This window comes from Reyranella sp. (assembly GCF_965279625.1).
GTDB lineage: Bacteria > Pseudomonadota > Alphaproteobacteria > Reyranellales > Reyranellaceae > Reyranella.
In genome coordinates this window covers 1478843-1504470 of the sequence record NZ_OZ257251.1, presented here as the reverse complement: position 1 = coordinate 1504470, position 25628 = coordinate 1478843, and the positions used below count along the sequence as shown (strand labels likewise).

The window sequence follows — 25628 nt, the reverse complement described above, 5'->3', positions numbered from 1 at the left end:
AAATGAAGCTGGGATTGATGGCGATCGCAACGATCGCCTTGGCGACTGCGGGCGCCCGTCCGACGGCAGCGCAACAGACCACGCATGGCTGCGCCTGCCTCCACAACCAGACACAGGCGCAGATCAGCTATCGCTACAAGTGGGGCGAAGGCGAATGGAAGACCATGCAGCTCAAGCCGGGCTACCAGAACTGGATCTGCTGGCAGTATCAGAACGCCCAGAAGAGTTCGCCGAACCTGCTCTTCCAGCTCGACGTCGACATGTCGAAGGGCAGCGCCTGGACGACCTATGCGATTGGGCGCGTCCAGACCGTGGGCGCGAGCTGTGACGCGGTCGGGTCAGGCGGGCACTACAATGTGAGCTACCGGCCCAATACCAACAACACGTTCATCCAGGTGACGAAGCGCAACTGAGTTCTGCGGCGCGACCCGCTCGCGTTGACAGGTAGACAGCAGGCCCGCACGCTTCCGGCAAAACACCGGAGGAAACGAATGGCGCGCTATGATCGCGTGATCCGCGGCGGGATGATCGTCGACGGCAGCCGGCTGCCGCGCTTTCGCGGCGACATCGGCATCAAGGATGGCCGCATCGCCGAGATCGGCCAGATCGCCGCCGGTGATGCCGACGAGGTCATCGACGCCGGCGGCCTGATCGTGGCGCCGGGCTTCGTCGACCTGCACACGCACTACGACGCGCAGCTCTTCTGGGATCCCTACTGCACGCTCTCCTCCTGGCACGGCATCACCTCGGTGGTGATCGGCAATTGCGGCTTCGGCTTCGCGCCGGTCCGCCCGGCCGAGCGTGAGCGCGCGATGATGTCGATGACGCGGGTCGAGGCGATCCCCATGGCTTCGATGCAGCAGGGCATGCCTTGGAACTGGGTCACCTTCCCGGAATTCCTCGACAGCGTCGATGCCGCGCCCAAGGCGGTGAACATCCTGCCCTATGTGCCGGTGTCGCCGCTGCTCATCTGGGTTATGGGCTTCGAGGCCGCGAAAGCCGGCAAGATGCCGACGCCGGAGCAGCATGTCGAGATGAAGCGCCTGCTCGGCGAGGCGATGGATGCCGGCGCCTGCGGCTGGTCGGCGCAGCGCATGAAGCCCACCGGCCCGGCAGCCGTGCAGCGCGACTATGACGGCACCCCGATGCCGACCGACGTGATGCACGACGAGACCTGCCGGGAATTCGCCCGCGTGCTGGCCGAGCGCAACGAGGGCTTCATGCAGATGTTGCTGATCTCTGGCGACAACTCCGCCGACCGCGCCTTCTACGAGGAGCTATCGACGCTGAGTGGCCGGCCGATGATCATGAACGTGATCCAGGCCTTCGATCACCGGCCCGAGATCCATCGCCGCGGGCTCGCCTGGCTGAAGAGCTGCCGCGAGCGCGGCATCAGGGTCGTGGGGCAGGGGCTCACCACCGATGCGGGCTTCACCTTCACCTTCGAAGACTGGAACCTGTTCGACGATTCACAGGATTGGTGCGACGCGACCACCGGCACGCGCGAGGAGCGGCTGGCCAAGCTCGCCGATCCGGCGCGCCGCGCGAAGTTGCGCGAGAACCTGCCGATCACCGCGACCGGCCCATTTCCGCAGATCGCGATCGTCGGGCCCAAGACCGAACGTAACAGGAAGTGGCTGGACCACACGCTGGCCCATGCCGGCGAGAAGATGGGCAAGCATCCGGTCGACGTCATGCTCGACATGGCGGTCGAGGAGAATCTCGAGACCGAGTTCTTTGCCGCCCCGCCCAACGGCAGCATCGAGTATCTCAAGGAGTTGGTCGACGATCCCTACATCCTGTTCGGCGTATCGGACGGCGGCGCCCACACCAAGTTCCTGACGGCCGGCCGCTATCCGACCGAAACGATCTGCAAGGTGGTTCGCCAGCACGGCATGCTGAGCCTCGAGGACGTGCACTGGCGGCTGTCGGCGCTGCCGGCCGAGGTGGCAGGCTTCCGCGGCCGCGGCATGCTGAAGAAGGGCGCCCCGGCCGACATCGTCATCTACGACTATGACGGGCTGAAGGTGCTGCCCGACGAGATCGCGCACGACCTGCCGGGTGGCGAATGGCGCCGTGTGCAACGGGCGTCAGGGTACAAGTACATCCTGGTCAACGGCGAGGTGACGATGCGCGACGATCGTCCGACCAACACCTATTCGGGGCGGCTGCTGCGACATGGAGCTTGAGGACGGCTCGGCTGCGGCTAGGCAACCCAGACATCGATGGGCGCCTCGCGACCGCGCAGGCTGAGCGCCGGAACGCGTCGGAAGTCGCCTCTCACGCCGCCCTCACCACGAGACACCACCGCGTCGCTGGCGACGATCTGGCATCCGAGATTGCGAGTCGCCGCCTCCAGCCGGCTGGCCACGTTCACGGTGTCGCCGAGCGTCGCGAATTCAAGTCTTCGCTCCGACCCGATATTGCCGATGATGGCCGGCCCGAAATGAACGCCGACCGAGATGCGCAGTTGGGGAAGACCGGACGTCGCCAGCAAGGTATTGCCCGATGCAATGCCGTCGACGATGTCCCTGGCGGCAGCGAGCGCGTTGGCGCAATCGGCCGGCGAGACCCTCGGTGTGCCGAAGGTCGCCATCACGCCGTCCCCCAGATACTTGTCGAGAGTGCCGCCGTTCGAGAAGATCGCCTCCTCGATAACCGCATGGCAGCTCCTGAGGATCTGTATCACCGTTTCGGGCTTCTCGCGCTCGGCGAGCCGGGTGAAGCCCACGATGTCGGCGAACAGCACCGCAACCTCCTGCGACCGGACTGACCCGACGTCACCGCTGGCGGACGCCAGTTCGTCCACCAGTGAGGGGGGAAAGTAACGCGAGAGGTTGGCGCGTTCTGCCGCGATACCGGCCTGGCGAATCAACAGCGCGTTCGACCGTTGCCCGCGGAGAGCAAGAATCGCCGAGACGAGGAAGAAGATGACGATCTCCTGTGCTCGGAGCGACCAGATCACGGAGTTCGGATCGACGAGGTCGCGCACGCCGGGCATGGCGGCGAAAGCAGTGGCGACCCTGCTCCCCAGTTCCGGGTCGGTCGTGCCGAACACGGCGACGCCCACCACCGACAGGAGCCAGATCAACGCGGTGGCAACGCCCATGGTGAAGAGGGTGCGCCAGGAATAGGCAAGCGTGGCCAGCGCCAGGATGATGAAGAAGTAGGGAAACGTTTCGAACCGATAGATCATGGCCGTTGGAAAGGCGCCCGGCGCGAAGGGATTCGGAACAGTGAGGATGGCCGCCAGAAGCACCAGGTCGGCCATGATCAGCGTGAGCTCGATGCGGGAATGGCCCACCGTCGCATAACGCAGCTGCGCCCAGCCCAAGGCGATGAAGACCAGCAGAAATCCATGAAAGTAGAGAACGCTCCAGCTCGGGTTCTGGAAAGCGATCAGGACGCCGCTTGCCGCCAGCGCCACCGTTCGCGCCCAGGCAGCGATGCGCTGCCCTTCGAGCTTTTCCTTGCGCAGGGCCTCGACGAGGAAGGGGTTCTGGCGCGCGGCCAATTCCTCCTCGACGCGCCGGGAGCGCAGGATGCGGAAGATATCGGCAGCACCGGATGGCAGCATTCGGCCCTCCTTCACAGAGTCTGTCAGCACCAACATGGCGGCGCAGCGCGGCCCGGTACAGTTCTCGCTGCGGTCCCGCCAGGACGACGGCGCGGACGGCTCACTTTACATCTCGGGTGCGCAGGCTCCGGTGCTCTGCCCTCTGCGGAGCGCCATAGCTACGTTGCTGCTCGGACGACTACTCGACCACCGTCGTCGCGAAGTCGGCGGGCATGGTGATCTCGATCAGCTCGAGATCGTCGCTGTGGTCGATCTCCTTGTGCTTCACGCCAGGCGGTTGATAGACGGTCGAGCCCGCGACGAGCTTGTGCTGGCCGTAGCCTTCGTATTCGAAGATCGCCCAGCCCTTGAGCACGTAGACGAACTGGAAGTCGAGCGCGTGGCTGTGGCGCGGCGCGTCGGGATGCTGGCCGGGCACGGCGCGGATCACGTGCGCACCTACCTTGCCGCCGGTCAGTTCCTTCAGGCCGAGCGCACGGTACTCGAAGAAGGGCCGCAGCCCGTCCTTCTTGAAAGAGTCGGGACCGAGATGGCTCACGATGCCGGCGCCGGCCGCCGTCTCGTCCTTGAGCTTCTCCTCCTCGGCCTCTCCGGTCGTCGGAAACAGGTCGGTCATGCCATCCTCCCTCTGTCCGGCAAGGTTACGAGCCGGTCACGGAAACGGTGAGCGTATAGCTGGCCGCGTCGCGGCGGCTGTAGACGATCAGCAGATAGGGCCCGGTCTTGGGCAGGGCGCCGATCCAGGCGGCAGGCTCCTCGCTCGGACCGGCATCGTGCAGGGGCTTGCCGTCGAGGGCGAGGGTCCCATCGGTATTTGTCTTTACGCCGGTGCCCGGCTCCCAGACCTGGAAAACGACGTTGTTGCCGGGCGAGGCGACGGCAACGTTCATGGTCTGGCCGGCCTGTCCCGGCACGTAGTAGAGGCCACGCGCCTTGGTGTCGGCGAGGCTGCCGGTGACGCTCGTGCCGGTCGGGCCCGGCGCCACGGTGAGGGTGCGGATGGCGGGAAGCTGCTGGGCGAGGGCGGGCGCAGCGGCGAGGAGCGGCAGGGTGCCGAGGAGGAAGCGTCGGTTCATTCCGCCACCCTAGCAGACAGCTCGGCTCCTGCGGACTATCGTCGCGAAAGCCGGGGGAAAACGAACATGCCCAAGACACTGTTCATCGATTCGACGCCGGACATCGACCGCGTCTGGAGGCAGGTCCACGGGCCGGCAGACATCCCGATTACGGTCGGCATGGGCCCGGTCTCCGAGGAGGAGGTGCTGGGCAAGGTCGCGGGCTACGACACGGTCATCAACGACGCGACCTATTTCAGCGAGCCGACGCTGAAGCGCTGCACCGGACTGAAGCACATCGTCTTCCTCGGCACGGGCGCCGCCAGCTTCGTCGACCTCGCGGCGGCGGAACGACTCGGCATCAAGGTCTCGACCATCGGCGGCTACGGCGACACCACGGTCGCCGAGCATGCGATGGGCCTGGTGTTCGCCGCGGCCCGCCACATCGCGACCATGCACGGCATCGTCCGCGGCGGCGGCTGGCGGCCGATGCAGGGCATGGAGCTCAGGGGCAAGACTCTGGGCGTGGTCGGGCTGGGCGGCATCGGCCGCGAGATGGCGCGCATCGCCCAGGGCGTCGGCCTGAAGGTGATCGCCTACAACCGCTCGTCCGTGCCGGGCGGCAGTGTGCCGGCCGTACCGATCGACGAACTGCTGGCGCAGTCCGAGATCGTCAGTATTCATCTCGCGTTGAACGACGGCACGCGCGGCTTCCTCGACCGGGCCAGACTCGAGAAGACGAAGCCGGGCGTCCTCATCGTCAACACCGCACGGGCGGGAGTGGTCGACGAACCGGCACTGGTCGAACTGCTGCGCTCGGGCCGGATCGGCCACTACGCGACCGATGTCTTCGGCAAGGAGCCGCCCCTGCCCGAAGAGCCGCTGCTCACACTCGACAACGTCACCCTCACGGCACACGCAGGCTACAACACGCCCGAAGCCGCGATGACCATGTATCGCCGCGCCATCGACCTGGCCGCGAACGGATGGTCTACGCCGTAATCGCGTTCTCGGTGTCGGGATAGAATAAATGCAGGCGGCCGGGCTGGACACTCACGCGCACCAGGCCGCCCGTCGTGCTGGCGTCACCCGCCGTCTTTCCCCTGTATCTCTCTTCTTCGTGCCGACGCTTATTCGCGCCGCTTTCACAACCGATCAATTGCTGGCAACTGCTGCTGGAAATGTTGCAATGGCGTGAACGCGAGCATTCCGATAGCGAAGCGGGAAGCTGCATCCTTCGTATGCGATGGGCGCGACAGAAAGGCCTTGGTCCCACGCAATCTGTTGTGAGTAGTGTACCGGCCAGCGTGGGTGAATGGGCGTAGTGCAATGACGAGAACGACGCGGCGATCTTTTCTGGGTAAGGCCAGCGCCGGCGGCCTCATGGTGGTGTCGGGCTCGGCCTGGGGGCAGGCGGTGGTCGAATTGCCGTTCGCACCGTCCGAGCGCGCCCTGACGAAGGGCTTTCCGCAGAAGGGGCCGATGATCCTGCAGCGGACGCGGCCGCCGCTGCTCGAGACGCCGTTCGAGGTCTTCGACCGTGGCGTGTTCACGCCCAACGATTCCTTCTATGTGCGCTGGCACTGGGCGGTCATCCCGACCGAGATCGATGTCGGCACGTTCCGGCTTTCGGTGCGCGGTCATGTCGACAAGGAACTGTCTCTGACGTTGAAAGAGATCGTCGACGGGTTGCCGCGGGTCGAGCTGGCGGCGGTCAACCAGTGCTCGGGCAACTCGCGTGGCTTCACCGAGCCGCGGGTTCCCGGCGCGCAATGGGCCAACGGCGCGATGGGCAACGCGAAATGGATGGGGGTGCGGCTCAAGGACGTGCTCGACCGGGCGGGTGTGAAGGCCGGCGCGACGGCGGTGCGCTTTGCCGGGCTCGACGATCCGGTGGTGCCCGAGGCGCCGAAGTTCATGAAGTCGCTGGCGCTCGACCATGCAAGCGATGGCGAGGTCATGATCGCCTACGCCATGAACGGCGAGCAGCTTCCGTTGCTCAATGGCTTCCCGCTGCGCCTTGTCGTGCCGGGCTGGTATTCGACCTACTGGGTGAAGATGCTGGCCCGTATCGAAGTGCTGAGCGCGCCCGACGAGAATTTCTGGACCAGGAACGCCTATCTGATTCCCGACACGCCGGGCGCCGACATGAAGCCCGGCCAGACCGACCTCACCATGGTGCCGATCAACCGCATGGTGCCGCGCTCGTTCGTGACCAACCTGAAAGACGGCGCGACCCTGAAGGCCGGCACCAAGACCCTGGTGCGCGGCATCGCCTTCGGCGGCGACACCGGCGTGAAGTCGGTCGAGCTTTCGGTGGACGGCGGCACGAGCTGGCTGCCCACGGTGCTGGGCCGCGACGAGGGCAAGTACAGCTTCCGGCAATGGCAGGCCGAGGTGATGCCCGCTGCAGGCAACGTCGCGCTGATGGTTCGCTGCACCAACGACGGCGGGCTGGTGCAGCCTTTGGCAAACAACTGGAACCCCAGCGGCTTCATGCACAACGGCATCGAGACCGTGCACCTGAAGGTGGCCTGAGCGATGCAGATCAACGGTGCTGCCCTGGGTTTTGCCGTCGCAGCCATTGCCGGGCTGACGCTGGCGTTCATCGGCCATCCCGCGGTTCAGCTTCCGCCGCCGGCGCCGGCCGCCGTGGCTTCGTCCGGCGCGACGGCCTTCGTCCTGAAATCGGTGTCGGTCGACCTGCCGATCAGCACCGAGGTCTTTCCCGGCGGCGCGACCGCCGAGACGATCAACGCGAACTGCCTGTCGTGCCATTCGGCCGGCATGGTGCTGACCCAGCCCAACCTGACGAAGGCTGCCTGGCACGGCATCGTCGACAAGATGATCCATGCCTACAAGGCGCCGGTCGACGCTGGCGAGATGGCGGCGATCGTCGATTATCTCGCCACCACGAAGGGCTCGAAGTAGGCGGCCGCCGCCCTAGAGGCTCCAACGGAATGAACGCTGGCATTCCGATAGCAAGGCGGGAAGCAATGCATGTTGCACTGGCAGGCGTGGTGCATTTCAGGAGAAGTCCCACTGCGCGAGGACGATCGCGGTCACACCGATTGCGGAACCTTCTGGTGACGCGCGATCTTTGAGCGGTTCCCTTGTTGAAATGCGATAGTATAAACAGTGACTATCACACGCATGTCGCGCAAGATCGTAATTCCTTTTGGGCTCGTTCTACTGGTGCTCGCCGCCGCGATCGCCTGCGCTTCGCGAGCCGCGATCTATTATCTGAATCCCCTGGCAAGAAACGACCAAGCCTGGGGGACCTGTATCTTTGCCGGTTTTTTTGTCGGTTCCATCGTGGCGAAGGTCATCGCAAATGCCTGGCCGAAAACGGAGGCAGAAGGAACGAAGACCGACCGAAGCGGCTTCTGGGGAGGTCTCTCGATCGAGATTTCCAGTGACGGCGGTGACGGCGGTGACGGCGGTGACGGCGGTGGCGATGGGGGCGGTGATGGTGATGGTGGCGGGAAGTAAGCTGCGGTCCGGAACATCAGATAGTCGATCGCTCTCGCCGCATCAGTGAATCTACTCGATCTTCACGTCCATGCTGTAGTTGGCGTTCCCGCGCGTGCTGCCGATTGCGATGATGTAGGTGCCCTTGCGCGGCAGGCGGCCCGTCCAGCGCGTCGCGTCCTCGCCCGGAGCGCCGGTGCGCAGCGCCTTGCCGGTAAAGGTCAGTTGTCCGTCGCCGTCTCGGCCGATTGCTGTGTCGGGCTCGTAGATCTGGAACACCGCATTGCCGCCGGGTGTCGTGATCGAGACGGTCATGAACTGGCCGGCATCCCCCAGCAGCGAATAGAGGTTCTGCTCGCCGCGTTGGACGTGGCCACCCACGGTGCCGCTCCTGGCACCGGAGGAGAAGTAGATAGGCCTCGGCGTCGGCACCGGGTCGGCCGCCCACAGTCCGGCCGGCGCGGCGACCAGGACGAGGAGCATGTAGAAAGCGGCCAGGGTGATTTTCATCATGTCGCGTGAAGGGTCTCCCGCCCGACAACAAGACGCAAGGGCGCAGCGTCTTCCTTTGGTCATCTACTCGCTGTACAGTTCCTCGCTTTCCAGCTCCCAGAGGACCGGAAAGCACATGGCGCATATCAGACTGAATACCCATCCCAGCCAAGGCGGCCAGCCGGCCCCTCCGGTGGTGTGGGGCGCGCGCGACCCGGCGGTCCGCGGGCCGGTCGTCGGAACGGTCGGCCTCACGTCCCATCGCAACGTCATCGGCGTCCATTCCGGCAGCTACGGGATCTACCGTGCCCTCGCCATTGCGGCGAAGGAGCTCAAGGCTGATCATCGGCCCGACCTCACCAACACCTCGCCGGCCGAGATCATCGGGCCGTTCGAGAGCTGGTTCGATCCCAAGAAGATCGTGTCGCTCGACCCGTGGGGCCATCTCGTCTCCGAGGTCTTCGCCGACAAACTGGCGGCGGGGTGGGATATCCGGCCGACCATCGCCATCACCAAGGCGCATGTGAACATGCCGGAGATCATGGAGGCGATGGCCGCCGGCCGGCTGAAGCCCGACAACGACCTGTTGAGCGGTTCGGGCGATGTGAAGGTGACCAAGGCGGCGATCGAGCCGGTCTGGTGGCTGCCCGGCATCGCCGAGCGTTTCGGCGTCAAGGAAGTCGACCTGCGCCGCACGCTCTTCGAGGAGACCGGCGGCATGTACACCGAGCTGGTGACGCGGCCCGACCTCGAACTGTTCCTGCCGCCGATCGGGGGCGCGACGATCTACTTCTTCGGCGACGTGTCGAAGCTCGGCAAGCCCGAGACGAAGATCGCCTGCCGCCTCCACGACGAGTGCAACGGCTCCGACGTATTCGGCTCCGACATCTGCACCTGCCGGCCCTACCTCGCCCATGGCATCGAGATCTGCATCGACATGGCGCAGAAGGGCGGCGTCGGCGTCGTCATCTACAATCGCAAGGAAGGCCGGGCGCTGGGCGAGGTGACGAAGTTCCTCGTCTATAACGCGCGCAAGCGCCAGCCGGGCGGCGATTCGGCCGCGCAGTACTTCAACCGCACCGAATGCGTGGCGGGCGTGCAGGACATGCGCTTCCAGGAGCTGATGCCCGACATCTTCCACTGGCTGGGTATCAGCCGCATCGACCGCTTCGCCTCGATGAGCAACATGAAGTCCGACGCGCTGCGCGAGCAGGGCATCGAGATCGTCGAGCAGGTGCCGATCCCCGAGCATCTGATCCCCGCCGACGCGCTGGTCGAGATGGATGCCAAGAAGGCGGCGGGCTATTTCAGCCCGACCAAGCCGGGATCGAACGAACTGGCGCGTGCCAAGGGACGTGGCCTTGATGAATGATTCGCTGGCGTACCTGCGCACACCCGTCGCCATCCGGGAACGGGCGGCGAAGGTCCTGAAGTATGTCGAGGATGGGCAATCCCAGTGGTTCCAGCTCGATCCCAACGGGCTGGAGGCAGCGGTTCAGGCGACGCTGGCCGTCACGCGCGAGCGCTTCCCCAATCCGGCGGCGATCCCATTCCATTCGCGCTGGCGGCATTTCGAATCGGGCGGCCGTGACCGCTGGAGCACGCTGGCCGAGCGGCTGAAGCATTTGCCGCCCGAGGAGATCGCGCGTCGGCGCATGGACCTCGCGGTGGTGTCCGTTCTGCTCGACGCCGGCGCAGGCGCGGCCTGGAGTTTCCGCGAGCCTGGCACGGACGAGACCTACGCGCGTTCCGAGGGGCTGGGCGTGGCCAGCCTGCACATGTTCGCCAATGGCGCCTTCAGCCGCGACGCCAAGGGCGATCCGCTGCGGGTCGATGCCGAGCGCCTGGCGCAACTGACGCCGATGGACATCGCGATGGGCTTCCAGGTGAAGGCGCACAATCCGCTGCTCGGCCTCGAGGGGCGCGCGGAGTTGCTGCGCAAGCTGGGGGGCGTCGGGTTGGAGCGGCCGGGCGCGCTGTTCGATATCGTTGCGACGAGCGGCGAGGTGAGGGCCGACGCCATCCTGGCAGCTGTGTTGGACAAGCTCTCGCCGATCTGGCCATCGCCGCGCGGCGACGTCTGGGAGCATCCGGTGGTCGGGTTGGTGCCCTTCCACAAGCTCTCGCAATGGATGAGCTACTCGCTGGTCGAGCCGATCGAGGGGGCAGGCCTGCAAGTCGTGGCGCTCGATGCGCTGACCGGCCTGCCCGAGTATCGCAACGGCGGTCTGCTGGTCGATGCCGGCGCGCTTCGGCCCAAGCAGCGCGTGCTGCTAGAGAAGGCTTTCGCGCCCGGCGACGAGGCGATCGTGGAATGGCGGGCGCTCACCGTGGCGCTGCTCGACCGGATCGCCGAGCATGTCCGCCTGCATCTCGGGATGGATGCGGCGCGCCTGCCGCTCGTGAAGGTGCTGGAAGCCGGCACCTGGTTTGCGGGACGCCGGCTGGCGGCGGCGCGCCGGCCCGGCGGCGGCCCGCCCATCACCGTCGAGAGCGACGGCACGGTGTTCTAGAGTTTTTGGGGAGAAGAAGACGATGTCATTGCCGCACTCGATCCATGTCGTGACGCACCCGCTGGTTCAGCACAAGCTCACCAAGCTGCGCGACAAGGCGACGTCGAGCACAAACTTCCGCCGCCTGCTGCGCGAGATCGGGCTGCTGCTGGGCTACGACGCTACGCGCGACCTGCCTATGGTGCAGACGCGAATCGAGACGCCGATCGAGGCGATGGACGCGCCGATGCTCGACGGCAAGAAGCTGGTGGTGGTGCCGATCCTGCGCGCCGGGCTCGGCCTGGCCGAGGGCGTCACCGACCTCGTGCCGCTGGCGAGGGTCGGTCATGTCGGTCTCTATCGCGACCCGCGCACCTTGCAGGCGGTCGAGTACTACCTGAAGATCCCTCAGGACATTTCCGACCGTGACGTCATCGTCTGCGATCCAATGCTGGCGACGGCCCATTCGGCCATCGCCGCGGTTGACCGGCTGAAGGAGTCGGGCGCCAAGCGCATCAAGTTCATCTGCGTGCTGGGCTCGGAGCAGGGTGCACGGACCTTCGCCGAGGTCCATCCCGACGTCCCGGTGTTCGCGGCAGCGATCGATGCAAAGCTCAACGAGCACGGGTATATTGTTCCCGGGCTCGGCGATGCGGGCGACCGTCTCTTCGGGACCAAATAACAACAACGGGAGAAACGCCGATGTCGCCGGACCTCAAGTACCTCCTTTTCTCCGTGATCCTGACGTTCGGGCAGATGCTGGTGGCGGCGACGGGCGCCAACCGGGCGGTCGGCCTGCCGACGCTGGCGGGCAACCGCGAAGGCCTGCCCGAGATCAAGGGCTGGGCCGGGCGCGCCAAGCGCGCCCATCTCAACATGGTCGAGAACATGTTGCTGTTCGCGGCGCTGGTGCTGATCGCAGCGGTCGCCGGTAAGGCCAACGCCATGACCGCGATGGGCGCCGCGATCTTCTTCTGGGGCCGCGTCGCCTACGCCGTGATCTACGTCGCCGGCATCGCCTGGCTGCGCACGGCGGCCTGGTTCGTCTCGGTCATCGGCATGGTGCTGATCGCGATCGAACTGCTGAAGGCGCTGTAGCAACCGCGAAAACTATCAATGGAGCGCGCCTAGTGGCGCTCATGCCTTGTTGATCTGCAAAGCTTGAGCGCAACTGGAGTTGCGCGCTCCGGTCGAGATGACGGGTTAATTCTTCCCGTGCCCGTGCGGCATGGCGCCCATGGCTTCGACGTTGAGCTGGACGTCGATACTGCCGGCCTTCTCGAACACCAGGGTGAGGGGCACCTTGGCGTCCTTGGCGAGCGGCGCCTTCAGTTCCATGAACATGATGTGGTAGCTGCCGGGCTTCAGCATCACGGTGGCGCCCGGCGGAATCTCGAGACCCTTCGCCAGTTCGCGCATGCGCATCACGTTGCCGTCCATCTGCATCTCGTGGATCTCGACCTTGTCGGAGGCGTTGCTTCGCGCCGAGACCAGCCGGTCCGCCACGGTCCCCTTGTTGGTGATGGTCATGAAGCCGCCGCCGGTGCGCGCAGACGGCGGCGTGGCACGGGTCCACGGCGTGGTGATGTCGATCGACCCGATCTTGTAGTCGTCCGCCAGGGCGGGGAATGCGAGCAGAGAAACCGCGGCGGCGAGGAATAGGCGGCGGACGAGCATCGAAGGAACTCCTGGAGAGAATGGGCGAAGGAAGAGGTTGGGGCGTCAGCGCTTTTTCTGCGCGTCGAGCCAGGCGCGGACCTCGCCGAGATCGGCGACGCCTGTAAGAACGGTCTCCTTGCCGTCACGATCGATCAGCATCGTGCGCGGCAGCTCGCCCGGCCAGGCGGGATCGATCTCGTAGCGCAGGCGCTCGTTGAAACGGTCGGCGAAGGCCCAGTTCTCGGCCTTCGCGAGATCGGCCCGCGCCAGCATGTCGGAGACCCGTGCCGGATCCTGCGGCACCGGATCGGCCGCCACCATCACGAGGCGCATGTCGGGCCGCTCGGCCTGCAGCTTGCCCCATTCCGGCATCTCGACGAGGCAGGGGGCACAGGTGAGGCCCCAGAAATGCACGACGGTCGGCTGGCCGTCATGGGCGGCGCGCAGCTTGGACCAGCTTCCGCGGCCGAAGGACTGCAAGTCGGCCGCCTGGGCGCCGGCCGAGGCGACCGCGAGCAGGAGGGCGAGGAGGACGGGACGAAACGTCATGGCTGGTCCTCTAGGGGGATCAGGCGATAGCCGTCGGCCTTGGTGAGCCACGACAGATAGGCGCGGCCGGCATTGGCTGCGAGCAGGGGATGGTCGGAGGCGTCCTCGGTATCGGCGACGGTGCGCGGATCGCTCCAGGTGCGGCCGCTATCGTGGCTCACCTGCCAGCGTACGGTCGACTTCGTGCCGTCGAACTCCTTCCACACGAGATGGAGCGCGGTGCCGTTGGCCAGGAGATACGGCCGCGCCGGCTGCCGCTTGGGCGTCGACAGCGCGCGCGGCGCGCCGAACGGCGTGTCGCCGTTGTCCGCGCGGGCATAGAACAGACCCTTGCGTGCCGAGCCGTCGGTGAACCAGGCGACGTGATAGGAGCCGTCCGGCAGGATCGCGATGCTGGGGCCGTGATGCGGGCAGGCCTCGATCTTCCACTCGTCGGCGCTGACGCGGCGCACGGGGCCCGGCGTCTTCTCGTCCTTGAAGGTGATGACGCCATGGTCGCGGATCGAGCCTGGGAAGATGTTGCGGAACACCACGGCGGGCTTGCCGGGGCCCGCGAAGGCAACCCCGAGACGGCAGCATTCGCAGGTATTGTCGAGGGCGATGGAGGTCGGGCCGAAGCCCGCCTCGCCATCCTCCCAGGCATAAGCGAGCGCCGCGCCGGGATAAGGCTTCCCGGCGGCGCGCGCCTTGGCGACGTTGCGCTTGTCGAGCCAGGCCGCGAAGACGCGGCCTGTGGCTGGATCGACGGCTGCCGTCTCGAAGCGCTGGCTGGTCGTGTCGGCGGTGATCGGCTGTGGCTTGCTGAAACTCGCGCCGTTGTCGTTCGAGCGCGAGTAGTAGGCGCGGCCATTGAAGTTGCGGTCCTGGAAGATCGCGAAGGTCACGACCAGTCGCCCCTTCGGATCGACGACGATGCGGGCCCGTGCGTCGGGCCCCCAGTCGAGGTTCATCGGCTCCGGCGTGACCGCGACCGGCTCCGAGAAGGTCTTGCCGAGGTCGGTCGAGTGCACGACGACGATCTTGTCGGCCATCGCGCGGACCAGCCAGAGCGTGCCGTCGGGACCGAAGGCCGGCGTGGCGGTGAAGGCCTCCGGTGCGGCCGCGCCCGGCTTGCCGTGCTGGTGCTGGGCAGCGGCGGTGCCGGCGAACAACAGCAAGGCTGTAAAGGCGAGAAGAGCGCGCATCAGAATTTCACCCTCAGGCCGGCGGTGGCAGTCAGCGGCATGCCGAGCTGCGGGATGGCAGAGGCGCTGACGGTCGATCCCTCGAACGAGGTTCGCGTATAGCCCTGCGCCAGGTACTGGACGTTGGTCAGGTTCTGGATACTGCCATAGATGTCGACGTCCTTCACGGGGGTCCAGCGCAGGCCGAGGTCGATCAGGGTGGCGCCGTCGTTCAACTGCGTATGGTTCGTGTCGTTCCAGTATTGCGGGAACGATTTCAGCGCGGCCGTCAGGACGAGGGTCTCGATCGGCCGCCACTCGACGCCGGCCGTGAACATGTAGCCCGGCACCTGGCCGAGCTGCACGCCCGTGCGCACCAGCGTCGGATTCACCGAGCTGGTGAGATAGGCATTCGTACTGGTGAAGCCGCCGGTCAGCCTCAGTTGCTCGAACGGCTGCCAGGTCGCGATCAGCTCGAGACCCTGGAAGGTCGCGTTGCCGACATTCTGGTATTGGCGGACCGTCGTGAAGTTGGCGCCGAGGCCGGCCGCGCCGACATAGGGCGCGGCGCATGCCGGGCTGGTGTTGCAGACCGTGATGTAGTCGATGAAGTTGTCCAGGTTGTTGTTGAAATAGGTGCCCGACAGGGTGAAGCCCTTCCACTCGAAGTCGAAGCCGACCTCCTGGCCGAAGTTGGTCATCGGCTGGAGGTTGGGATTGATCGTCGAGTAGCTCGTGCCGCTGGCGAACACCCGGTACATCTGGTTCATGCCGGGCGCCGAGAAGTTGCGATAGATCGCGGCGCGCAGGGTCAGTTCGTCGCTGGCGTAGAACTTCATGCCGATGCGCGGATCGAAGCTCGCCGCGCTGGCGTTCGGCACCACGTTCAGGTTGCTCGAGTTCGTCGTGAGAACGCTGGCGTTCATGGCCTGCCAGAAGTCGCCGCGCACGCCGACCGTTATATCGATCGGGATGCCGGTGAAGCGGTAGGTTCCTTGCCCGAAGATGCCCTGGAAACGGTGCTCGCCGTTCACGACGAAGGTCGTGGGATTGGCCGACACGCTGGCATAGAGGTTGTTGTAGTCGGTCACCATCGTGCGACGGGCATCGACGCCGATCTTGACGTCGCGCAGAGGTCCGAAATTGGCTTCGTAGAAGACCGAACCGCCGACGTCCGAATTGGGCGCGGCTTCGATCTGGCTGACATACTGGTTGGTCGCGTTGATGTTGTTCAGCGTGTAGGAGCCGCTGGCGACGTTGATGGTGCCGAACGAACCGCCGCTCGCCCAGCCGCTGAAGTTGAGCGACTGGTTCTCGTCGAACTTGTAGCTGCCACCGGCCAGCACGCGGTAGGTCGACCAGTTGTTGTGGGCATAGGTCCAGACCAGCCCGTCCTCGTAGGTCTGGTTCCAATAGCCTTTGGCGAAGAGCTTCAGGTTCTCGTTGGGGGTCACGAACACGCTGGCGGCGACGTTGTCTGCCTTGGACGCCGTCGGAACGAGATTGGCGTTCTGGTACTGGGCGGGCGTGAGGTTGTAGCCCGAGCTCTGGGCATGATTGTAGCTCGCCCCGATCTTGACCTTGTCGTTGATGACGTAGCTCCCGGCCGCCTCTGCCGTGGAGGTATTGTAGCTGCCGTAGCTGGTATCGGCCGAGGCCGAGGTGCTCGTCGGCTCGCGCGTGATGATGTTGATCACGCCGCCCATTGCCATGTTGCCCCACAGGCTGGTGGCGCCGCCGCCGCGGATGACCTCGATGCGCTCGACCGAATTCTTCGGGATGGTGCTCCAGTTCATGGTCCGGAAATAGGGATCGTTGACCGGCACGCCATCGACCATGATCAGGGTGTTGATCGTCGTGCTGGTGCCGAAGCCTCGGATGTTCACCGGCTGGGCGGTCGGATGGAGCTGGCCTGTCGGGATGTTCGGCAACCAGACGCCGGGGATGCGGTTCACGAGCTGGTCGACGCCGGTCTCGGGCATCGCCTGGATCTGCTCGCGGCTCATCACGGTCGTGCTGACGTCGAGCTTCTGCAGATCGGAGCCGCGGCCGGCACTCACCGTGATCGGTGGCAGTGACACTGGCTGCTGGCTCGTGGCGGGCGCTGGATCGCCGGCCGGCGGCGCACCCTGCGCGCGGGCAAGCATCGGGACCAGCCCGAGGGCTGCGAAAGCGGTGGCCGTGGCCACGCGAATGGACAACATGAAAATCTCCCCACGAATGACAAACGAACGCGACGCACGGCAGGGCGTCGCGGGTTCAGGCGTCAGACGTGGGAGGGTGGACCGCGTGGTCGGTGAGGCCCGTCGCGGATGCCGACGGGAGCGAGGGCTTCGTCGTTCGCCGCAAAGACGATGGTCTGGACGACCGGCTCGACGAGCAGGAAGGCGGTGGCGCTGGGCTCGGCGAGCACGGGCGCGTGCGCCAGGCCCAGGCAACATTCGTGAACCTTGCCCGCCTGTTGGCCGGGGGACTGCGAACCGTCTTGGTCGGCACCGGGCAGACAGAAGACGCCCCATGTCCGGGCCGCTGCCTCGGGGCCGCCGTCCCGCATCAGGACGGCGTGGGCCAGCGGCTGGAAGAAGTTGAGCGTGATCGCAAACAACGCCACGGCGAATGCCGCCGCGCGCCAGCCCCGGTCGGGTTGTTTGCGGATCATGGCCAAATTACGCACAAAACGAGGCAAGGTGGAAGAGGTCAGCTTGTCGCCTTATGATGCACAAAAGCACTCTCGGGGGAGAAGCCATATGGGCCGGAACGATATGCCGCGGGCGATCGCGGCTTTCCTGGACAGCGGGATCGGCTGGTTTCTGGCCAGGCTGGTGCTGACCTTCGTCTTCTGGAGCGCGGGGCTCCGCCACCTTGCCGAATTCCAGGGCAGCGCCGCCGAACTGGCCTCCATCGGCCTCCAGCCGGCGGGCTTGCTCAACGTCGTGCTGATAGCGACCCTGCTGATCGGCTCTCTGCTGATCCTGCTGGATCGCTGGCTGTGGCTGGGCTGCGGCATCCTGAGCGGCTTTCTGGTCGTCGCCATCGTGCTCGCCCATCCATTCTGGGCGATGCAGGAGCCGGCCCGCACGCCGCACTTCCGCGTCGCCATGGAGCATGTCTCGCTGATCGGCGGGTTCATGGTGTGTGCCGTCGCCGGCCGCCTGCGGGATCTGCGGCGGTAAGCTTAGTCCAGCAGCGCCGCCAGCCGTCTATCGCGGGTCTTGCGGGCGTAGGTGTGGAGCAGCCACATCGCTCCGCCCTGAAAGCCGTGGAAGGTCCGGCGTCCGTCGCGCAGCTCCTCGAGGAAGCGGGGGAGGGGCACCTCGTGGCTCACGATGACCTCGCCCTCGTCCAGCGCCGGCTCGGCGACCTTGCGAGCGTCGAGGGCCAGGAAACAGTGCACGCGGTTGCTGAGGCGCGGCGCGTTGGCGAAGAAGGCGCCGAGCGGGTGCCATTCCTCGCTCACGAAGCCGGTCTCTTCTCGTAATTCGCGCTTCATCTGGTCGAGCGGCTCACCCGGCCCGTCATGGATGCCGCTCGGCAGCTCGATCACGGCCTGCCTCGCGCCGTGGCGATATTCCTCGACCAGGACGATCCCGCCATCGTGCGTGATCGCGATGGCGGTGACCCAGTCGGGCTGCTCGATGACGTGGAAGGGCGTGAGCACACGGCCATTGGGCAGTTCGACCGTGTCGGACCGCAGCGCCAGCCAGCGGTCGCGATAATTGTATTTGGACTCGAGCACCTTCCACGGCGCGACCTTGTCTTTCATCCGCAACGCGCACCCTTCACGCGAGTTTGAGGCCGACGATGCCGGCCACGATGAGCGCGATCGAGACGATGCGGATCGTCGAGGCGGCATCGCCGAAGGCCAGGATGCCAACGACGAAGGCGCCGACTGCGCCGATGCCCGTCCAGATTGCGTAGGCGGTGCCCATCGGGATGGTGCGCTGTGCCCACATAAGCAGCGCGCCGCTCACCACGATGGCAACGGCGGCGAAAAGCAGCCACCCCGGCCGGACGCCCTGCTCCGTCCAGCCGAGTTTCAGGCCCACGGGCCAGCCGATTTCGCACAGTCCCGCCAGGAAAAGAGAAATCCAAGCCATTCAGTGTCTCCCCACAGCAAGTGCTGTCATTGACGGCAACGTTACAGCCTGTAACGATCAAGGATTGCACGCATCTTGCAGCATAGCGAGGGCGGCACCGGGAAGGGCATTGATCTTGGGAGTGTTGAAATGAAGGAACGTGAACTGCGTGGCCTCATCGGCAAGGTGAAGGCCGGCAAGCTCTCGCGACGTGGTTTCGTGCAGGCGATGATGGCTGTGGGCATCGGTGCGCCGGCGGCGGGCCAGATCCTCCTGTCGTCAGGCGTGGCGATGGCGCAGCCGGCCTCGACCTACAAGCCGACCAAGCGCGGCGGCGGCGGCCCGCTCAAGCTGCTGTGGTGGCAGGGCCCGACCCTGCTCAACCCGCATTTCGCGGTCGGCACCAAGGACCAGGACGGGTCGCGCCTTTTCTACGAGCCGCTGGCGGCGTGGGACGGCGAGGGTAACCTCAAGCCCAAGCTCGCGGCCGAGATCCCGACCAAGGAGAATGGCGGTCTTTCCGCCGACGGCACGTCGGTGACGTGGAAGCTGAAGCAGGGCGTCACCTGGCATGACGGCAAGCCGTTCACGGCCGACGACGTCGTGTTCAACTGGGAATATGCCAAGGACCCGGCAACCGCCGCCTACACGATCGCGTCCTACCAGGACGTCATGGTCGTGAAGGTCGACCAGTACACCGTCAAGGTAACCTTCAAGAAGCCGACGCCGTTCTGGGCCGACGCCTTCGTGGGCACGCGCGGCATGCTGATCCCCAAGCACCTGTTCGCCGACTTCATCGGCGCCAAATCGCGCGACGCCCCCACCAACCTGAAGCCGGTGGGCACCGGTCCCTACATGTTCAAAGACTTCAAGCCGGGCGATCTGGTAACGGGCGTCGCAAACCCGAACTATCATCAGGCCAACAAGCCGTACTTCGACTCGGTCGAGATGAAAGGCGGCGGCGACGCCGTCTCGGCCGCGCGCGCGGTGCTGCAGACCGGCGAATTCGACTTCGCCTGGAACCTCCAGGTCGAGGATGAGATCCTCACGCGCTTGGAAAAGGGCGGCAAGGGCAAGGTCTCGATCACGCCGGGCGGCAACATCGAGTTCTTCCTCATGAACACGACCGATCCGTGGACCGAGGTCGATGGCGAGCGGGCGAGCCTGAAGACCAAGCATCCGACGCTCAGCGATCCGGAGGTGCGCAAGGCGATTGCGCTGCTGGTCGACAACAAGTCGATCCAGGACCACATCTACGGCCGCACCGGTCCGGCGACGCGCAACTTCCTGTACGGTCCGCCGCGCTTCGATTCCAAGAACAATCCGATCGAGTTCAACGTCGACAAGGCCAGCGACATCCTCGAGAAGGCTGGCTGGAAGAAGGGCGCGGACGGTATCCGCGCCAAGGACGGAAAGAAGCTCAAGTTCGTCTACCAGACCTCGATCAACCAGCCGCGCCAGAAGACGCAGGCCATCATCAAGCAGGCGGCCCAGAAGGCCGGCATCGACATCGAGCTGAAGTCGGTGACGGCCTCGGTGTTCTTCTCGTCGGACGTGGCCAATCCGGACACCTACACGAAGTTCTACACCGACCTTGAGATGTACACGACGACCATGGGCCAGCCGGATCCGGGCACGCACATGCTCCAGCTCGTCTCGTGGGAAGCCGCCACCAAGGACAACAAGTGGCAGGGCCGCAACATCACGCGCTGGCAGAGCCCTGAGGCCGACAAGCTCTACCGCGAGACCGAAGTGGAGCTCGATCCCGTCAAGCGCGCGGCGGCGTTCATCAAGATGAACGACCTCGCGGTCCAGAACCACATCCTGATGGGCATCGTTCAGCGCCCGACGGTTTCGGCGCAGGCATCGAAGCTCAACTGCCAGATCAGCGGCTGGGACAACAACACCTCCGATCTCAGCGACTGGTTCAAGGACGCCTAGGTCCGAAAACGCCCTCCCCGTGACTCGCGGGGAGGGCTTTCTTATTTGCAGGTCCATCGCGTGAGCAGGCAGTACGTAATCCGGAAGCTCCTGATCATGATCCCGAGTCTGCTCGGGATCAGCGTCGTGCTTTTCAGCCTCCTGGCCCTGGCGCCCGGAGATCCCTTCGATGAACTCGCAACCAACCCGGCCGTGCCGCCGGAGGTGCGCGCCGCGTTGCGCGCCAAGTTCGGCCTCGATGACCCGGTGTGGATGCGTTACTGGCACTGGCTCACCGCCCTGATGCAGGGCGACTGGGGCTTCTCCTTCGTCAGCCGCATGGACGTGAGCACGCTGATCATGCAGCGCCTGCCCGTGACGCTGGTCGTCATCGGCGCCTCGCAGATCCTGGCCATTGCGGTCGCCATTCCCGTCGGCGTGCTGGCGGCCACCCGGCCCTATTCGCTGTTCGACCAGATCGCCAACACCTTCGCCTTCATCGGCTTCTCGCTCCCGACCTTCTTCACAGGGCTGGTGCTGATCCTGGTCTTCTCGATCCAGCTCGACTGGCTGCCCTTCGTCTACCGCGCGGACATCAGCGCGACGGGCTGGGAGTTCTACTGGGAGCACATCAAGCAGTCGATCATGCCGGTGACGGTGCTGGGCCTCTTCCAGGGCGCGGCGCTGGTGCGCTTCGTGCGCTCCTCGGTGCTCGACGTGATCCGCCTCGACTACGTCACCACGGCGCGTTCCAAGGGCATCGGCGAACGCAAGGTCATCACCCGGCACGTGGTGCGCAACGCCCTGATCCCGGTCGTGACGCTGGTCGCGCTGCAGATGCCCATCGTCTTCAGCGGCGCGGTCGTCACCGAGCAGATCTTCCGTGTCCCCGGCATCGGCTCGCTGCTGATCACCTCGATGCTCTCCAACGACACGCCCGTCGTCATGGGTGTCACCTTCGTCTCGGCCTGCCTGGTCGTCATCTTCAACCTCATTGCAGATATCCTTTATGGCTGGCTCGACCCCCGCATCGCTTACCGCTGACGCGCCCGCAACGGCGGCGACCGCTGCCGCGGCCAAGCGGCAGAACTTCTCGCCCTGGCAGGAAGCCTGGCGGCGCTTCCGGCGCCACAAGATGGCGCTGTTCTCGGCCATCGCGCTCGCCGTGATCCTGTTCGCGGTGCTGTTCGGGCCGTTCATCTGGCGCGTGCCGATCAACGAGATCGACTTCGCCGCCAAGCTGCAGGGACCTTCCTGGAACCATCCGCTGGGCACAGACGATCTGGGGCAGGATCTGCTGGCCCGCCTGATCTACGGCGGCCGCATCTCGATCGCGGTGGGCGTCGCGGCGATGGTCGTCGCCATCTTCTTCGGGCTGCTGGTCGGCTCCGTCGCCGGCATGGCGAGCGGACGGGTCGATGCGGCGCTGATGTGGGTCACCGACCTCTTCCTGTCGCTGCCGCAGCTGCCGCTGCTCCTGCTGGTGATCTATCTGTTCCGCGAACCGGTGAAGGGCGTGCTGGGGGTCGAGGGCGGGGCCTTCGTGCTGATCGTGGCGGTCATCGGCGGCACGCGCTGGATGTCGGCGGCGCGCCTGGTGCGCGCCCAGTTCCTCTCCTTGCGCGAAAAGGAGTTCGTCGAGGCCGCCCGGGCGCTCGGCGCTTCGCGGCTGCGCCAGGTGACTCAGCACATCCTGCCCAACGCACTCGGTCCGGTGATCGTGGTCGCGACCATCGACATCGCCGCCGCCATCATCGCGGAATCGACGCTGTCGTTCCTCGGCCTCGGCTTCCCGTCCGATGTCCCGACCTGGGGCAGCGTGTTGCGCGACGCCAAGGACTATCTCGATATCGCGCCGCATTGGGCGCTGTTCCCCGGCTCGCTGATCTTCATCACCGTGCTGGCCATCAACTTCATCGGCGACGGGCTGCGCGACGCGCTCGATCCGCGACGTGTCCTCTAGTGCTGGTGTAGCGTGGCCGAACCTCTGCTCGACATTCGCGGACTGAAAACCTGGTTCAAGACCGAGGACGGCATGGTGCGTGCCGTCGACGGAGTCGACCTGCACATCGACAGCGGCGAAACGCTGGGCGTGGTGGGCGAGTCGGGCTGCGGCAAGACCGTCACCGCGCGCTCGGTGCTGAAGCTGATCGACATGCCGCCCGGCCGCTTCGAGGCTGGCGAGATCCTGTGGAAGGGCAGGGACCTGATCCCGCTCGAAGCCTCGGAGATGAACTCGATCCGCGCCAAGGAGATCGCGATCATCTTCCAGGAGCCGATGACCTCACTCAATCCGGTCTACACGGTGGGGGACCAGATCGCCGAGGTGATCGAGCTGCACCAGAAGCTCTCGCGCAAGCAGGCGCTGGTCGCCGCCGCCGAGATGCTGCGGCTGGTCAACATCCCCAATCCGCAGCGCCGCGTGCACGATTATCCGCACCAGTTCTCCGGCGGCATGCGCCAGCGCGTCATGATTGCCATGGCGCTTTCCTGCCAGCCCAAGCTGCTGATCGCCGACGAGCCCACGACCGCGCTCGACGTCACCATCCAGGCGCAGATCCTCGAGCTGATGCAGGAGATGAAGGATCGCTTCGGCATGGCGATCATGCTGATCACCCACGCCATGGGCGTGGTCGCGGAGACCTGCCAGAGGGTGACGGTCATGTATGCCGGCCTGGTGGTCGAGGAGGCGCCCGTCGAGGCGCTGTTCGGCAATCCACGGCATCCCTATACGCAGGGCCTGATCCGCTCGATCCCGCGCGTCGATCGCAGTGCCGCCAAGAAGCAGCGGCTGGAAGCGATCGCCGGCACCGTGCCCAACATGCTCGAACCGCCGCCGGGCTGCCGCTTCGCCGCGCGCTGCAAGTTCGCGATGGATATCTGCAACCAGGGGATCCCGCCGCTCAAGGAAGTCGGAGCGGGCCACTTCGTGCGGTGCGTGCTGTGAGCAATACATCCATGACGGCTCCCGCTGCCGTGCCGGCGCCCGACGCTGCCGAACCGCTCCTGTCGGTGCGCGACCTGCGCAAGCATTTCGCCATTCGCGGCGGCATCCTCTCGCGCGTGATCGACAAGGTGCATGCCGTCGACGGCGTCAGCTTCGACATCGCTCCCGGCGAGACGCTGGGTCTGGTGGGCGAATCAGGCTGCGGCAAGTCGACGACCGGCCGCTGCATCCTGCGCCTGATCGAGCCGAGCTCGGGCGAGGTCTGGTTCCAGGGCGCCGACGTCACGAAGATGGGCCCCGAGAAACTGCAGTCGCTGCGGCGCGACATGCAGATCATCTTCCAGGATCCCTACGCGTCGCTGAACCCGCGCCTCACGATCGGCGCGATCATCGGCGAGGCGCTGACCATCCATAAGCTCGCGCCCTCGCGGCAGGCGCACGAGGACCGGGTCGTGCAGCTTCTCGAGACGGTGGGGCTGCGGCCCGACCACATGCGGCGCTTCCCGCACGAATTCTCCGGTGGCCAGCGCCAGCGCATCGGCATCGCCCGCGCGCTGGCCGTCGAGCCCAAGCTGCTGATCTGCGACGAACCGGTCTCCGCGCTCGACGTGTCGATCCAGGCGCAGGTCATCAACCTGCTGGAGGACCTGCAGGAGCAGTTCGGTCTCACCTACCTGTTCATCGCCCACGATCTCAGCGTGGTGGAGCATATCTCGACGCGCATTGCGGTGATGTATCTCGGCCGCGTCGTCGAGATCGCGCCGGCGGCGGAGCTCTATGACACGCCGATACACCCCTACTCGGAAGCGCTGCTCTCGGCCGTGCCGATCCCCGATCCGACGGTGAAGCGCAAGCGCATCATGCTGGAAGGCGACGTCCCCAACCCGATCCGCCCGCCCTCGGGCTGCCACTTCCACACCCGCTGCCCGATCGCACGGCCCGACTGCAGCCAGCGCGCACCGGTGCTCGAGGAGAAGCGCCCGGGTCACTGGGCGGCCTGTCACTACCGGGATTAGCGCTGGGGGGGCGCGTCACTCCAGTGGCGCGTCATGCATGTTGATCCCTTCGCGGATCCCTGGACCCTCCAAGGGGCGACGGCTAGAAGTTCGCCCCCAACAGCCGAGGATCCCCATGTCAGAGGATAGCAGCAAGAAGGCGAGTGCGATCCTCACCGAGAATGAGGAAGCGCTGTTTCAGATCATGAAGATCGTCATTGCGACCGTTGCGGCGGGCGACCCGGTCAAGGGCAAGCAGCTGGACGAGCAACTCACCTATCTGAAGAACGCCTTCTACTCGAACGGGAAGAAGAAGGCGGCGATCATGGCCGAATCGATCCGAATCGCAGCGTTTGCCTCCAGTCGCGATGCCGCTCGTTTGGCCGGCCTGAGGGGAAGCTCAAAGGGAAACGCCTAGTACCCTGTTCCACTTCGAAAGAAGGAGGTCCGCCAATCCCAAGTCGACGGATTTTCCGGCACCTTTGGTGTCGCCGGCCCGACCTAGCAGCAGGTGCATCTGGTAGGCGGCCTGAACTTGGACAACTGTCTGAAGCTTGCGCTCGCAATCCACCTCCTTCATCCAGGGATCGTTCAGATCCGATATGGGCGAGCATGTTTCCCCTGGAAGCTCCTTCGAACAGCCGACCGTCGAGGCCCCCAATATCTTGGAGACACGGGAATGCGATCGCCCGGCAGCAAGCGGTAGCAGGCTCTAGAAAGAGCGCAAGCCGCTGATCTGCGACGAGCTGGTCTCCGCGCTCGACGTGTCGATCCAGGCGTAGGTCATCAATATGCTGGAGCAACTGCAGAAGCGGTTTGGCCTTACCTACCTGTTTATCGCCCACGATCTCAGCGTGATGGAGCATATCTCGACGCGCATCGCGGTGATGTATCTTGGCAGTGCCGATCCTGATCCGACGGTGACATGCAAGCGCATCATGCCGGGAGCGGCCGTCCCCAATCCGATCCGCCCGCCGTCGGGTTGCCGCTTCCACACCCACGGGCCGATCACGCGGCCGGACTGCAGCCACTGCGCACCGGTCCTGAAGGAGAAGCGTCCGAGCCACTGGGCGGCGTGTCACTACCACGAGCAGGTGCCGGAGGCGTGAGGCCGTTAGACGACCGTGCCTGTCGCCATCGGCTGGCCGATCGACACGAAAGTCTGCCGAGGGACGGGACGGACAACTCTATCCCCCGACCTCCGAGCAGGGACAATCCCAACTTGGCCCTTT

At 65.6% G+C, this 25628-nt stretch carries 30 protein-coding genes; 19 read left to right on the top strand and 11 right to left on the bottom strand.

The window, feature by feature from the left end; translation table 11 throughout:
- Nucleotides 1–2 precede the first annotated feature (2 nt).
- Nucleotides 3–413: a hypothetical protein gene (locus ACQY78_RS07345; RefSeq protein WP_428684171.1), complete on the top strand. Its 411-nt coding sequence runs from the start codon at nt 3–5 to the stop codon at nt 411–413.
- A 78-nt stretch (nt 414–491) separates the two neighbouring features.
- Nucleotides 492–2189, top strand: a complete 1698-nt coding sequence (locus ACQY78_RS07340) for an N-acyl-D-amino-acid deacylase family protein (protein WP_428684169.1) — start codon at nt 492–494, stop codon at nt 2187–2189.
- A 17-nt stretch (nt 2190–2206) separates the two neighbouring features.
- Here ACQY78_RS07340 and ACQY78_RS07335 read toward each other — a convergent pair whose 3' ends face one another.
- The 3 genes from ACQY78_RS07335 to ACQY78_RS07325 form a co-directional block, all read right to left on the bottom strand.
- Nucleotides 2207–3577: an adenylate/guanylate cyclase domain-containing protein gene (locus tag ACQY78_RS07335; RefSeq protein ID WP_428684167.1), complete on the bottom strand. Its 1371-nt coding sequence runs from the start codon at nt 3575–3577 to the stop codon at nt 2207–2209.
- A gap of 178 nt (nt 3578–3755) precedes the next feature.
- Nucleotides 3756–4193, bottom strand: coding sequence for a cupin domain-containing protein (locus ACQY78_RS07330; protein ID WP_428684165.1), 438 nt, complete (start codon nt 4191–4193; stop codon nt 3756–3758).
- Between the two features lie 25 nt (nt 4194–4218).
- Entirely contained in the window at nt 4219–4653 is a 435-nt protein-coding gene (locus ACQY78_RS07325) for a hypothetical protein (RefSeq protein WP_428684163.1), read from the bottom strand.
- Between the two features lie 66 nt (nt 4654–4719).
- Between ACQY78_RS07325 and ACQY78_RS07320 the strand changes: the two genes are divergently transcribed.
- The 5 genes from ACQY78_RS07320 (at nt 4720) to ACQY78_RS07300 (ending at nt 8124) form a co-directional block, all read left to right on the top strand.
- Nucleotides 4720–5634 (top strand): 2-hydroxyacid dehydrogenase, encoded by a 915-nt coding sequence (locus ACQY78_RS07320; protein ID WP_428684161.1) that lies wholly within the window; start codon nt 4720–4722, stop codon nt 5632–5634.
- 28 nt (nt 5635–5662) lie between these two features.
- Nucleotides 5663–5830, top strand: coding sequence for a hypothetical protein (locus ACQY78_RS07315; protein ID WP_428684159.1), 168 nt, complete (start codon nt 5663–5665; stop codon nt 5828–5830).
- A 131-nt stretch (nt 5831–5961) separates the two neighbouring features.
- Nucleotides 5962–7170: a molybdopterin-dependent oxidoreductase gene (locus tag ACQY78_RS07310; RefSeq protein WP_428684157.1), complete on the top strand. Its 1209-nt coding sequence runs from the start codon at nt 5962–5964 to the stop codon at nt 7168–7170.
- Between the two features lie 3 nt (nt 7171–7173).
- Nucleotides 7174–7563, top strand: a complete 390-nt coding sequence (locus ACQY78_RS07305; RefSeq protein ID WP_428684155.1) for a c-type cytochrome — start codon at nt 7174–7176, stop codon at nt 7561–7563.
- Nucleotides 7564–7785: 222 nt separating this feature from the next.
- Complete coding sequence (locus ACQY78_RS07300) at nt 7786–8124, top strand: hypothetical protein (RefSeq protein ID WP_428684153.1); 339 nt, start codon at nt 7786–7788, stop codon at nt 8122–8124.
- Between the two features lie 51 nt (nt 8125–8175).
- Here the strand turns inward: ACQY78_RS07300 and ACQY78_RS07295 are convergent, their stop codons facing one another.
- Complete coding sequence (locus ACQY78_RS07295; RefSeq protein ID WP_428684152.1) at nt 8176–8616, bottom strand: hypothetical protein; 441 nt, start codon at nt 8614–8616, stop codon at nt 8176–8178.
- Between the two features lie 115 nt (nt 8617–8731).
- Between ACQY78_RS07295 and ACQY78_RS07290 the strand changes: the two genes are divergently transcribed.
- From ACQY78_RS07290 to ACQY78_RS07275, 4 genes are read left to right on the top strand one after another with little or no spacing between them, the layout of a single operon-like run.
- Nucleotides 8732–9967 (top strand): GTP cyclohydrolase II, encoded by a 1236-nt coding sequence (locus ACQY78_RS07290; RefSeq protein WP_428684150.1) that lies wholly within the window; start codon nt 8732–8734, stop codon nt 9965–9967.
- Entirely contained in the window at nt 9960–11108 is a 1149-nt protein-coding gene (locus tag ACQY78_RS07285) for a DUF1688 family protein (protein WP_428684148.1), read from the top strand. The genes ACQY78_RS07290 and ACQY78_RS07285 overlap by 8 nt, the downstream gene beginning before the upstream one ends.
- Nucleotides 11109–11130: 22 nt before the next feature.
- Complete coding sequence (upp, locus tag ACQY78_RS07280; protein ID WP_428684146.1) at nt 11131–11769, top strand: uracil phosphoribosyltransferase; 639 nt, start codon at nt 11131–11133, stop codon at nt 11767–11769.
- Nucleotides 11770–11789: 20 nt separating this feature from the next.
- On the top strand, nt 11790–12185 hold the full coding sequence (locus ACQY78_RS07275; RefSeq protein ID WP_428684144.1) for an MAPEG family protein: 396 nt from the start codon (nt 11790–11792) through the stop codon (nt 12183–12185).
- 105 nt (nt 12186–12290) lie between these two features.
- Here ACQY78_RS07275 and ACQY78_RS07270 read toward each other — a convergent pair whose 3' ends face one another.
- From ACQY78_RS07270 to ACQY78_RS07250, 5 genes are all read right to left on the bottom strand, one after another.
- Nucleotides 12291–12764, bottom strand: coding sequence for a copper chaperone PCu(A)C (locus ACQY78_RS07270; protein ID WP_428684142.1), 474 nt, complete (start codon nt 12762–12764; stop codon nt 12291–12293).
- A gap of 45 nt (nt 12765–12809) precedes the next feature.
- Nucleotides 12810–13295, bottom strand: a complete 486-nt coding sequence (locus ACQY78_RS07265; RefSeq protein WP_428684140.1) for a TlpA family protein disulfide reductase — start codon at nt 13293–13295, stop codon at nt 12810–12812.
- Complete coding sequence (locus ACQY78_RS07260; protein ID WP_428686334.1) at nt 13292–14485, bottom strand: exo-alpha-sialidase; 1194 nt, start codon at nt 14483–14485, stop codon at nt 13292–13294. Before ACQY78_RS07260 ends, ACQY78_RS07265 begins: the two co-directional genes overlap by 4 nt.
- Nucleotides 14479–16662 (bottom strand): TonB-dependent receptor, encoded by a 2184-nt coding sequence (locus tag ACQY78_RS07255; RefSeq protein WP_428684138.1) that lies wholly within the window; start codon nt 16660–16662, stop codon nt 14479–14481. The genes ACQY78_RS07260 and ACQY78_RS07255 overlap by 7 nt, the downstream gene beginning before the upstream one ends.
- A gap of 62 nt (nt 16663–16724) precedes the next feature.
- A complete protein-coding gene (locus ACQY78_RS07250; RefSeq protein WP_428684136.1) occupies nt 16725–17117 on the bottom strand; it encodes a DUF2946 family protein in 393 nt (130 codons plus the stop codon).
- Between the two features lie 88 nt (nt 17118–17205).
- Between ACQY78_RS07250 and ACQY78_RS07245 the strand changes: the two genes are divergently transcribed.
- Entirely contained in the window at nt 17206–17631 is a 426-nt protein-coding gene (locus ACQY78_RS07245) for a DoxX family protein (RefSeq protein WP_428684134.1), read from the top strand.
- 2 nt (nt 17632–17633) lie between these two features.
- Here ACQY78_RS07245 and ACQY78_RS07240 read toward each other — a convergent pair whose 3' ends face one another.
- Both ACQY78_RS07240 and ACQY78_RS07235 read right to left on the bottom strand, forming a co-directional pair.
- Complete coding sequence (locus tag ACQY78_RS07240) at nt 17634–18221, bottom strand: NUDIX hydrolase (protein ID WP_428684132.1); 588 nt, start codon at nt 18219–18221, stop codon at nt 17634–17636.
- 16 nt (nt 18222–18237) lie between these two features.
- On the bottom strand, nt 18238–18555 hold the full coding sequence (locus ACQY78_RS07235) for a DMT family transporter (RefSeq protein ID WP_428684130.1): 318 nt from the start codon (nt 18553–18555) through the stop codon (nt 18238–18240).
- Between the two features lie 129 nt (nt 18556–18684).
- Here ACQY78_RS07235 and ACQY78_RS07230 point away from each other — a divergent pair, with 129 nt between their 5' ends.
- The 7 genes from ACQY78_RS07230 to ACQY78_RS07200 all read left to right on the top strand — a co-directional run bounded on the left by ACQY78_RS07230 (nt 18685) and on the right by ACQY78_RS07200 (nt 25505).
- Nucleotides 18685–20475: a peptide ABC transporter substrate-binding protein gene (locus ACQY78_RS07230; protein WP_428684128.1), complete on the top strand. Its 1791-nt coding sequence runs from the start codon at nt 18685–18687 to the stop codon at nt 20473–20475.
- 60 nt (nt 20476–20535) lie between these two features.
- Nucleotides 20536–21498, top strand: a complete 963-nt coding sequence (locus tag ACQY78_RS07225; RefSeq protein WP_428684126.1) for an ABC transporter permease — start codon at nt 20536–20538, stop codon at nt 21496–21498.
- Nucleotides 21464–22417 (top strand): ABC transporter permease, encoded by a 954-nt coding sequence (locus ACQY78_RS07220; protein WP_428684124.1) that lies wholly within the window; start codon nt 21464–21466, stop codon nt 22415–22417. Before ACQY78_RS07225 ends, ACQY78_RS07220 begins: the two co-directional genes overlap by 35 nt.
- A 72-nt stretch (nt 22418–22489) precedes the next feature.
- Complete coding sequence (locus tag ACQY78_RS07215; protein WP_428686333.1) at nt 22490–23401, top strand: ABC transporter ATP-binding protein; 912 nt, start codon at nt 22490–22492, stop codon at nt 23399–23401.
- An 11-nt stretch (nt 23402–23412) separates the two neighbouring features.
- Nucleotides 23413–24417 carry an ABC transporter ATP-binding protein gene (locus tag ACQY78_RS07210; RefSeq protein WP_428684122.1) on the top strand — a complete coding sequence of 335 codons (1005 nt, stop codon included), beginning with the start codon at nt 23413–23415 and terminating at the stop codon, nt 24415–24417.
- A 184-nt stretch (nt 24418–24601) separates the two neighbouring features.
- Nucleotides 24602–24814, top strand: a complete 213-nt coding sequence (locus ACQY78_RS07205) for a hypothetical protein (protein ID WP_428684120.1) — start codon at nt 24602–24604, stop codon at nt 24812–24814.
- Nucleotides 24815–25187: 373 nt separating this feature from the next.
- Nucleotides 25188–25505: a hypothetical protein gene (locus ACQY78_RS07200; RefSeq protein ID WP_428684118.1), complete on the top strand. Its 318-nt coding sequence runs from the start codon at nt 25188–25190 to the stop codon at nt 25503–25505.
- Nucleotides 25506–25628: the final 123 nt, after the last annotated feature.

Excerpts from the sequence above, each read along its gene's own strand:
- ACQY78_RS07230 (WP_428684128.1), top strand. The coding sequence starts at position 18,685 with ATGAAGGAACGTGAACTGCGTGGCCTCATCGGCAAGGTGAAGGCCGGC.
- ACQY78_RS07240 (WP_428684132.1), bottom strand. The coding sequence starts at position 18,221 with ATGAAAGACAAGGTCGCGCCGTGGAAGGTGCTCGAGTCCAAATACAAT.
- ACQY78_RS07340 (WP_428684169.1), top strand. The coding sequence starts at position 492 with ATGGCGCGCTATGATCGCGTGATCCGCGGCGGGATGATCGTCGACGGC.
- ACQY78_RS07250 (WP_428684136.1), bottom strand. The coding sequence starts at position 17,117 with ATGATCCGCAAACAACCCGACCGGGGCTGGCGCGCGGCGGCATTCGCC.
- ACQY78_RS07215 (WP_428686333.1), top strand. The coding sequence starts at position 22,490 with ATGGTGCGTGCCGTCGACGGAGTCGACCTGCACATCGACAGCGGCGAA.
- ACQY78_RS07295 (WP_428684152.1), bottom strand. The coding sequence starts at position 8,616 with ATGATGAAAATCACCCTGGCCGCTTTCTACATGCTCCTCGTCCTGGTC.
- ACQY78_RS07320 (WP_428684161.1), top strand. The coding sequence starts at position 4,720 with ATGCCCAAGACACTGTTCATCGATTCGACGCCGGACATCGACCGCGTC.
- upp (WP_428684146.1), top strand. The coding sequence starts at position 11,131 with ATGTCATTGCCGCACTCGATCCATGTCGTGACGCACCCGCTGGTTCAG.
- ACQY78_RS07255 (WP_428684138.1), bottom strand. The coding sequence starts at position 16,662 with ATGTTGTCCATTCGCGTGGCCACGGCCACCGCTTTCGCAGCCCTCGGG.
- ACQY78_RS07205 (WP_428684120.1), top strand. The coding sequence starts at position 24,602 with ATGAAGATCGTCATTGCGACCGTTGCGGCGGGCGACCCGGTCAAGGGC.
- ACQY78_RS07310 (WP_428684157.1), top strand. The coding sequence starts at position 5,962 with ATGACGAGAACGACGCGGCGATCTTTTCTGGGTAAGGCCAGCGCCGGC.
- ACQY78_RS07325 (WP_428684163.1), bottom strand. The coding sequence starts at position 4,653 with ATGAACCGACGCTTCCTCCTCGGCACCCTGCCGCTCCTCGCCGCTGCG.
- ACQY78_RS07330 (WP_428684165.1), bottom strand. The coding sequence starts at position 4,193 with ATGACCGACCTGTTTCCGACGACCGGAGAGGCCGAGGAGGAGAAGCTC.
- ACQY78_RS07220 (WP_428684124.1), top strand. The coding sequence starts at position 21,464 with ATGGCTGGCTCGACCCCCGCATCGCTTACCGCTGACGCGCCCGCAACG.
- ACQY78_RS07345 (WP_428684171.1), top strand. The coding sequence starts at position 3 with ATGAAGCTGGGATTGATGGCGATCGCAACGATCGCCTTGGCGACTGCG.
- ACQY78_RS07270 (WP_428684142.1), bottom strand. The coding sequence starts at position 12,764 with ATGCTCGTCCGCCGCCTATTCCTCGCCGCCGCGGTTTCTCTGCTCGCA.
- ACQY78_RS07315 (WP_428684159.1), top strand. The coding sequence starts at position 5,663 with ATGCAGGCGGCCGGGCTGGACACTCACGCGCACCAGGCCGCCCGTCGT.
- ACQY78_RS07235 (WP_428684130.1), bottom strand. The coding sequence starts at position 18,555 with ATGGCTTGGATTTCTCTTTTCCTGGCGGGACTGTGCGAAATCGGCTGG.
- ACQY78_RS07265 (WP_428684140.1), bottom strand. The coding sequence starts at position 13,295 with ATGACGTTTCGTCCCGTCCTCCTCGCCCTCCTGCTCGCGGTCGCCTCG.
- ACQY78_RS07200 (WP_428684118.1), top strand. The coding sequence starts at position 25,188 with ATGCTGGAGCAACTGCAGAAGCGGTTTGGCCTTACCTACCTGTTTATC.
- ACQY78_RS07300 (WP_428684153.1), top strand. The coding sequence starts at position 7,786 with ATGTCGCGCAAGATCGTAATTCCTTTTGGGCTCGTTCTACTGGTGCTC.
- ACQY78_RS07290 (WP_428684150.1), top strand. The coding sequence starts at position 8,732 with ATGGCGCATATCAGACTGAATACCCATCCCAGCCAAGGCGGCCAGCCG.
- ACQY78_RS07245 (WP_428684134.1), top strand. The coding sequence starts at position 17,206 with ATGGGCCGGAACGATATGCCGCGGGCGATCGCGGCTTTCCTGGACAGC.
- ACQY78_RS07275 (WP_428684144.1), top strand. The coding sequence starts at position 11,790 with ATGTCGCCGGACCTCAAGTACCTCCTTTTCTCCGTGATCCTGACGTTC.
- ACQY78_RS07335 (WP_428684167.1), bottom strand. The coding sequence starts at position 3,577 with ATGCTGCCATCCGGTGCTGCCGATATCTTCCGCATCCTGCGCTCCCGG.
- ACQY78_RS07285 (WP_428684148.1), top strand. The coding sequence starts at position 9,960 with ATGAATGATTCGCTGGCGTACCTGCGCACACCCGTCGCCATCCGGGAA.
- ACQY78_RS07305 (WP_428684155.1), top strand. The coding sequence starts at position 7,174 with ATGCAGATCAACGGTGCTGCCCTGGGTTTTGCCGTCGCAGCCATTGCC.
- ACQY78_RS07210 (WP_428684122.1), top strand. The coding sequence starts at position 23,413 with ATGACGGCTCCCGCTGCCGTGCCGGCGCCCGACGCTGCCGAACCGCTC.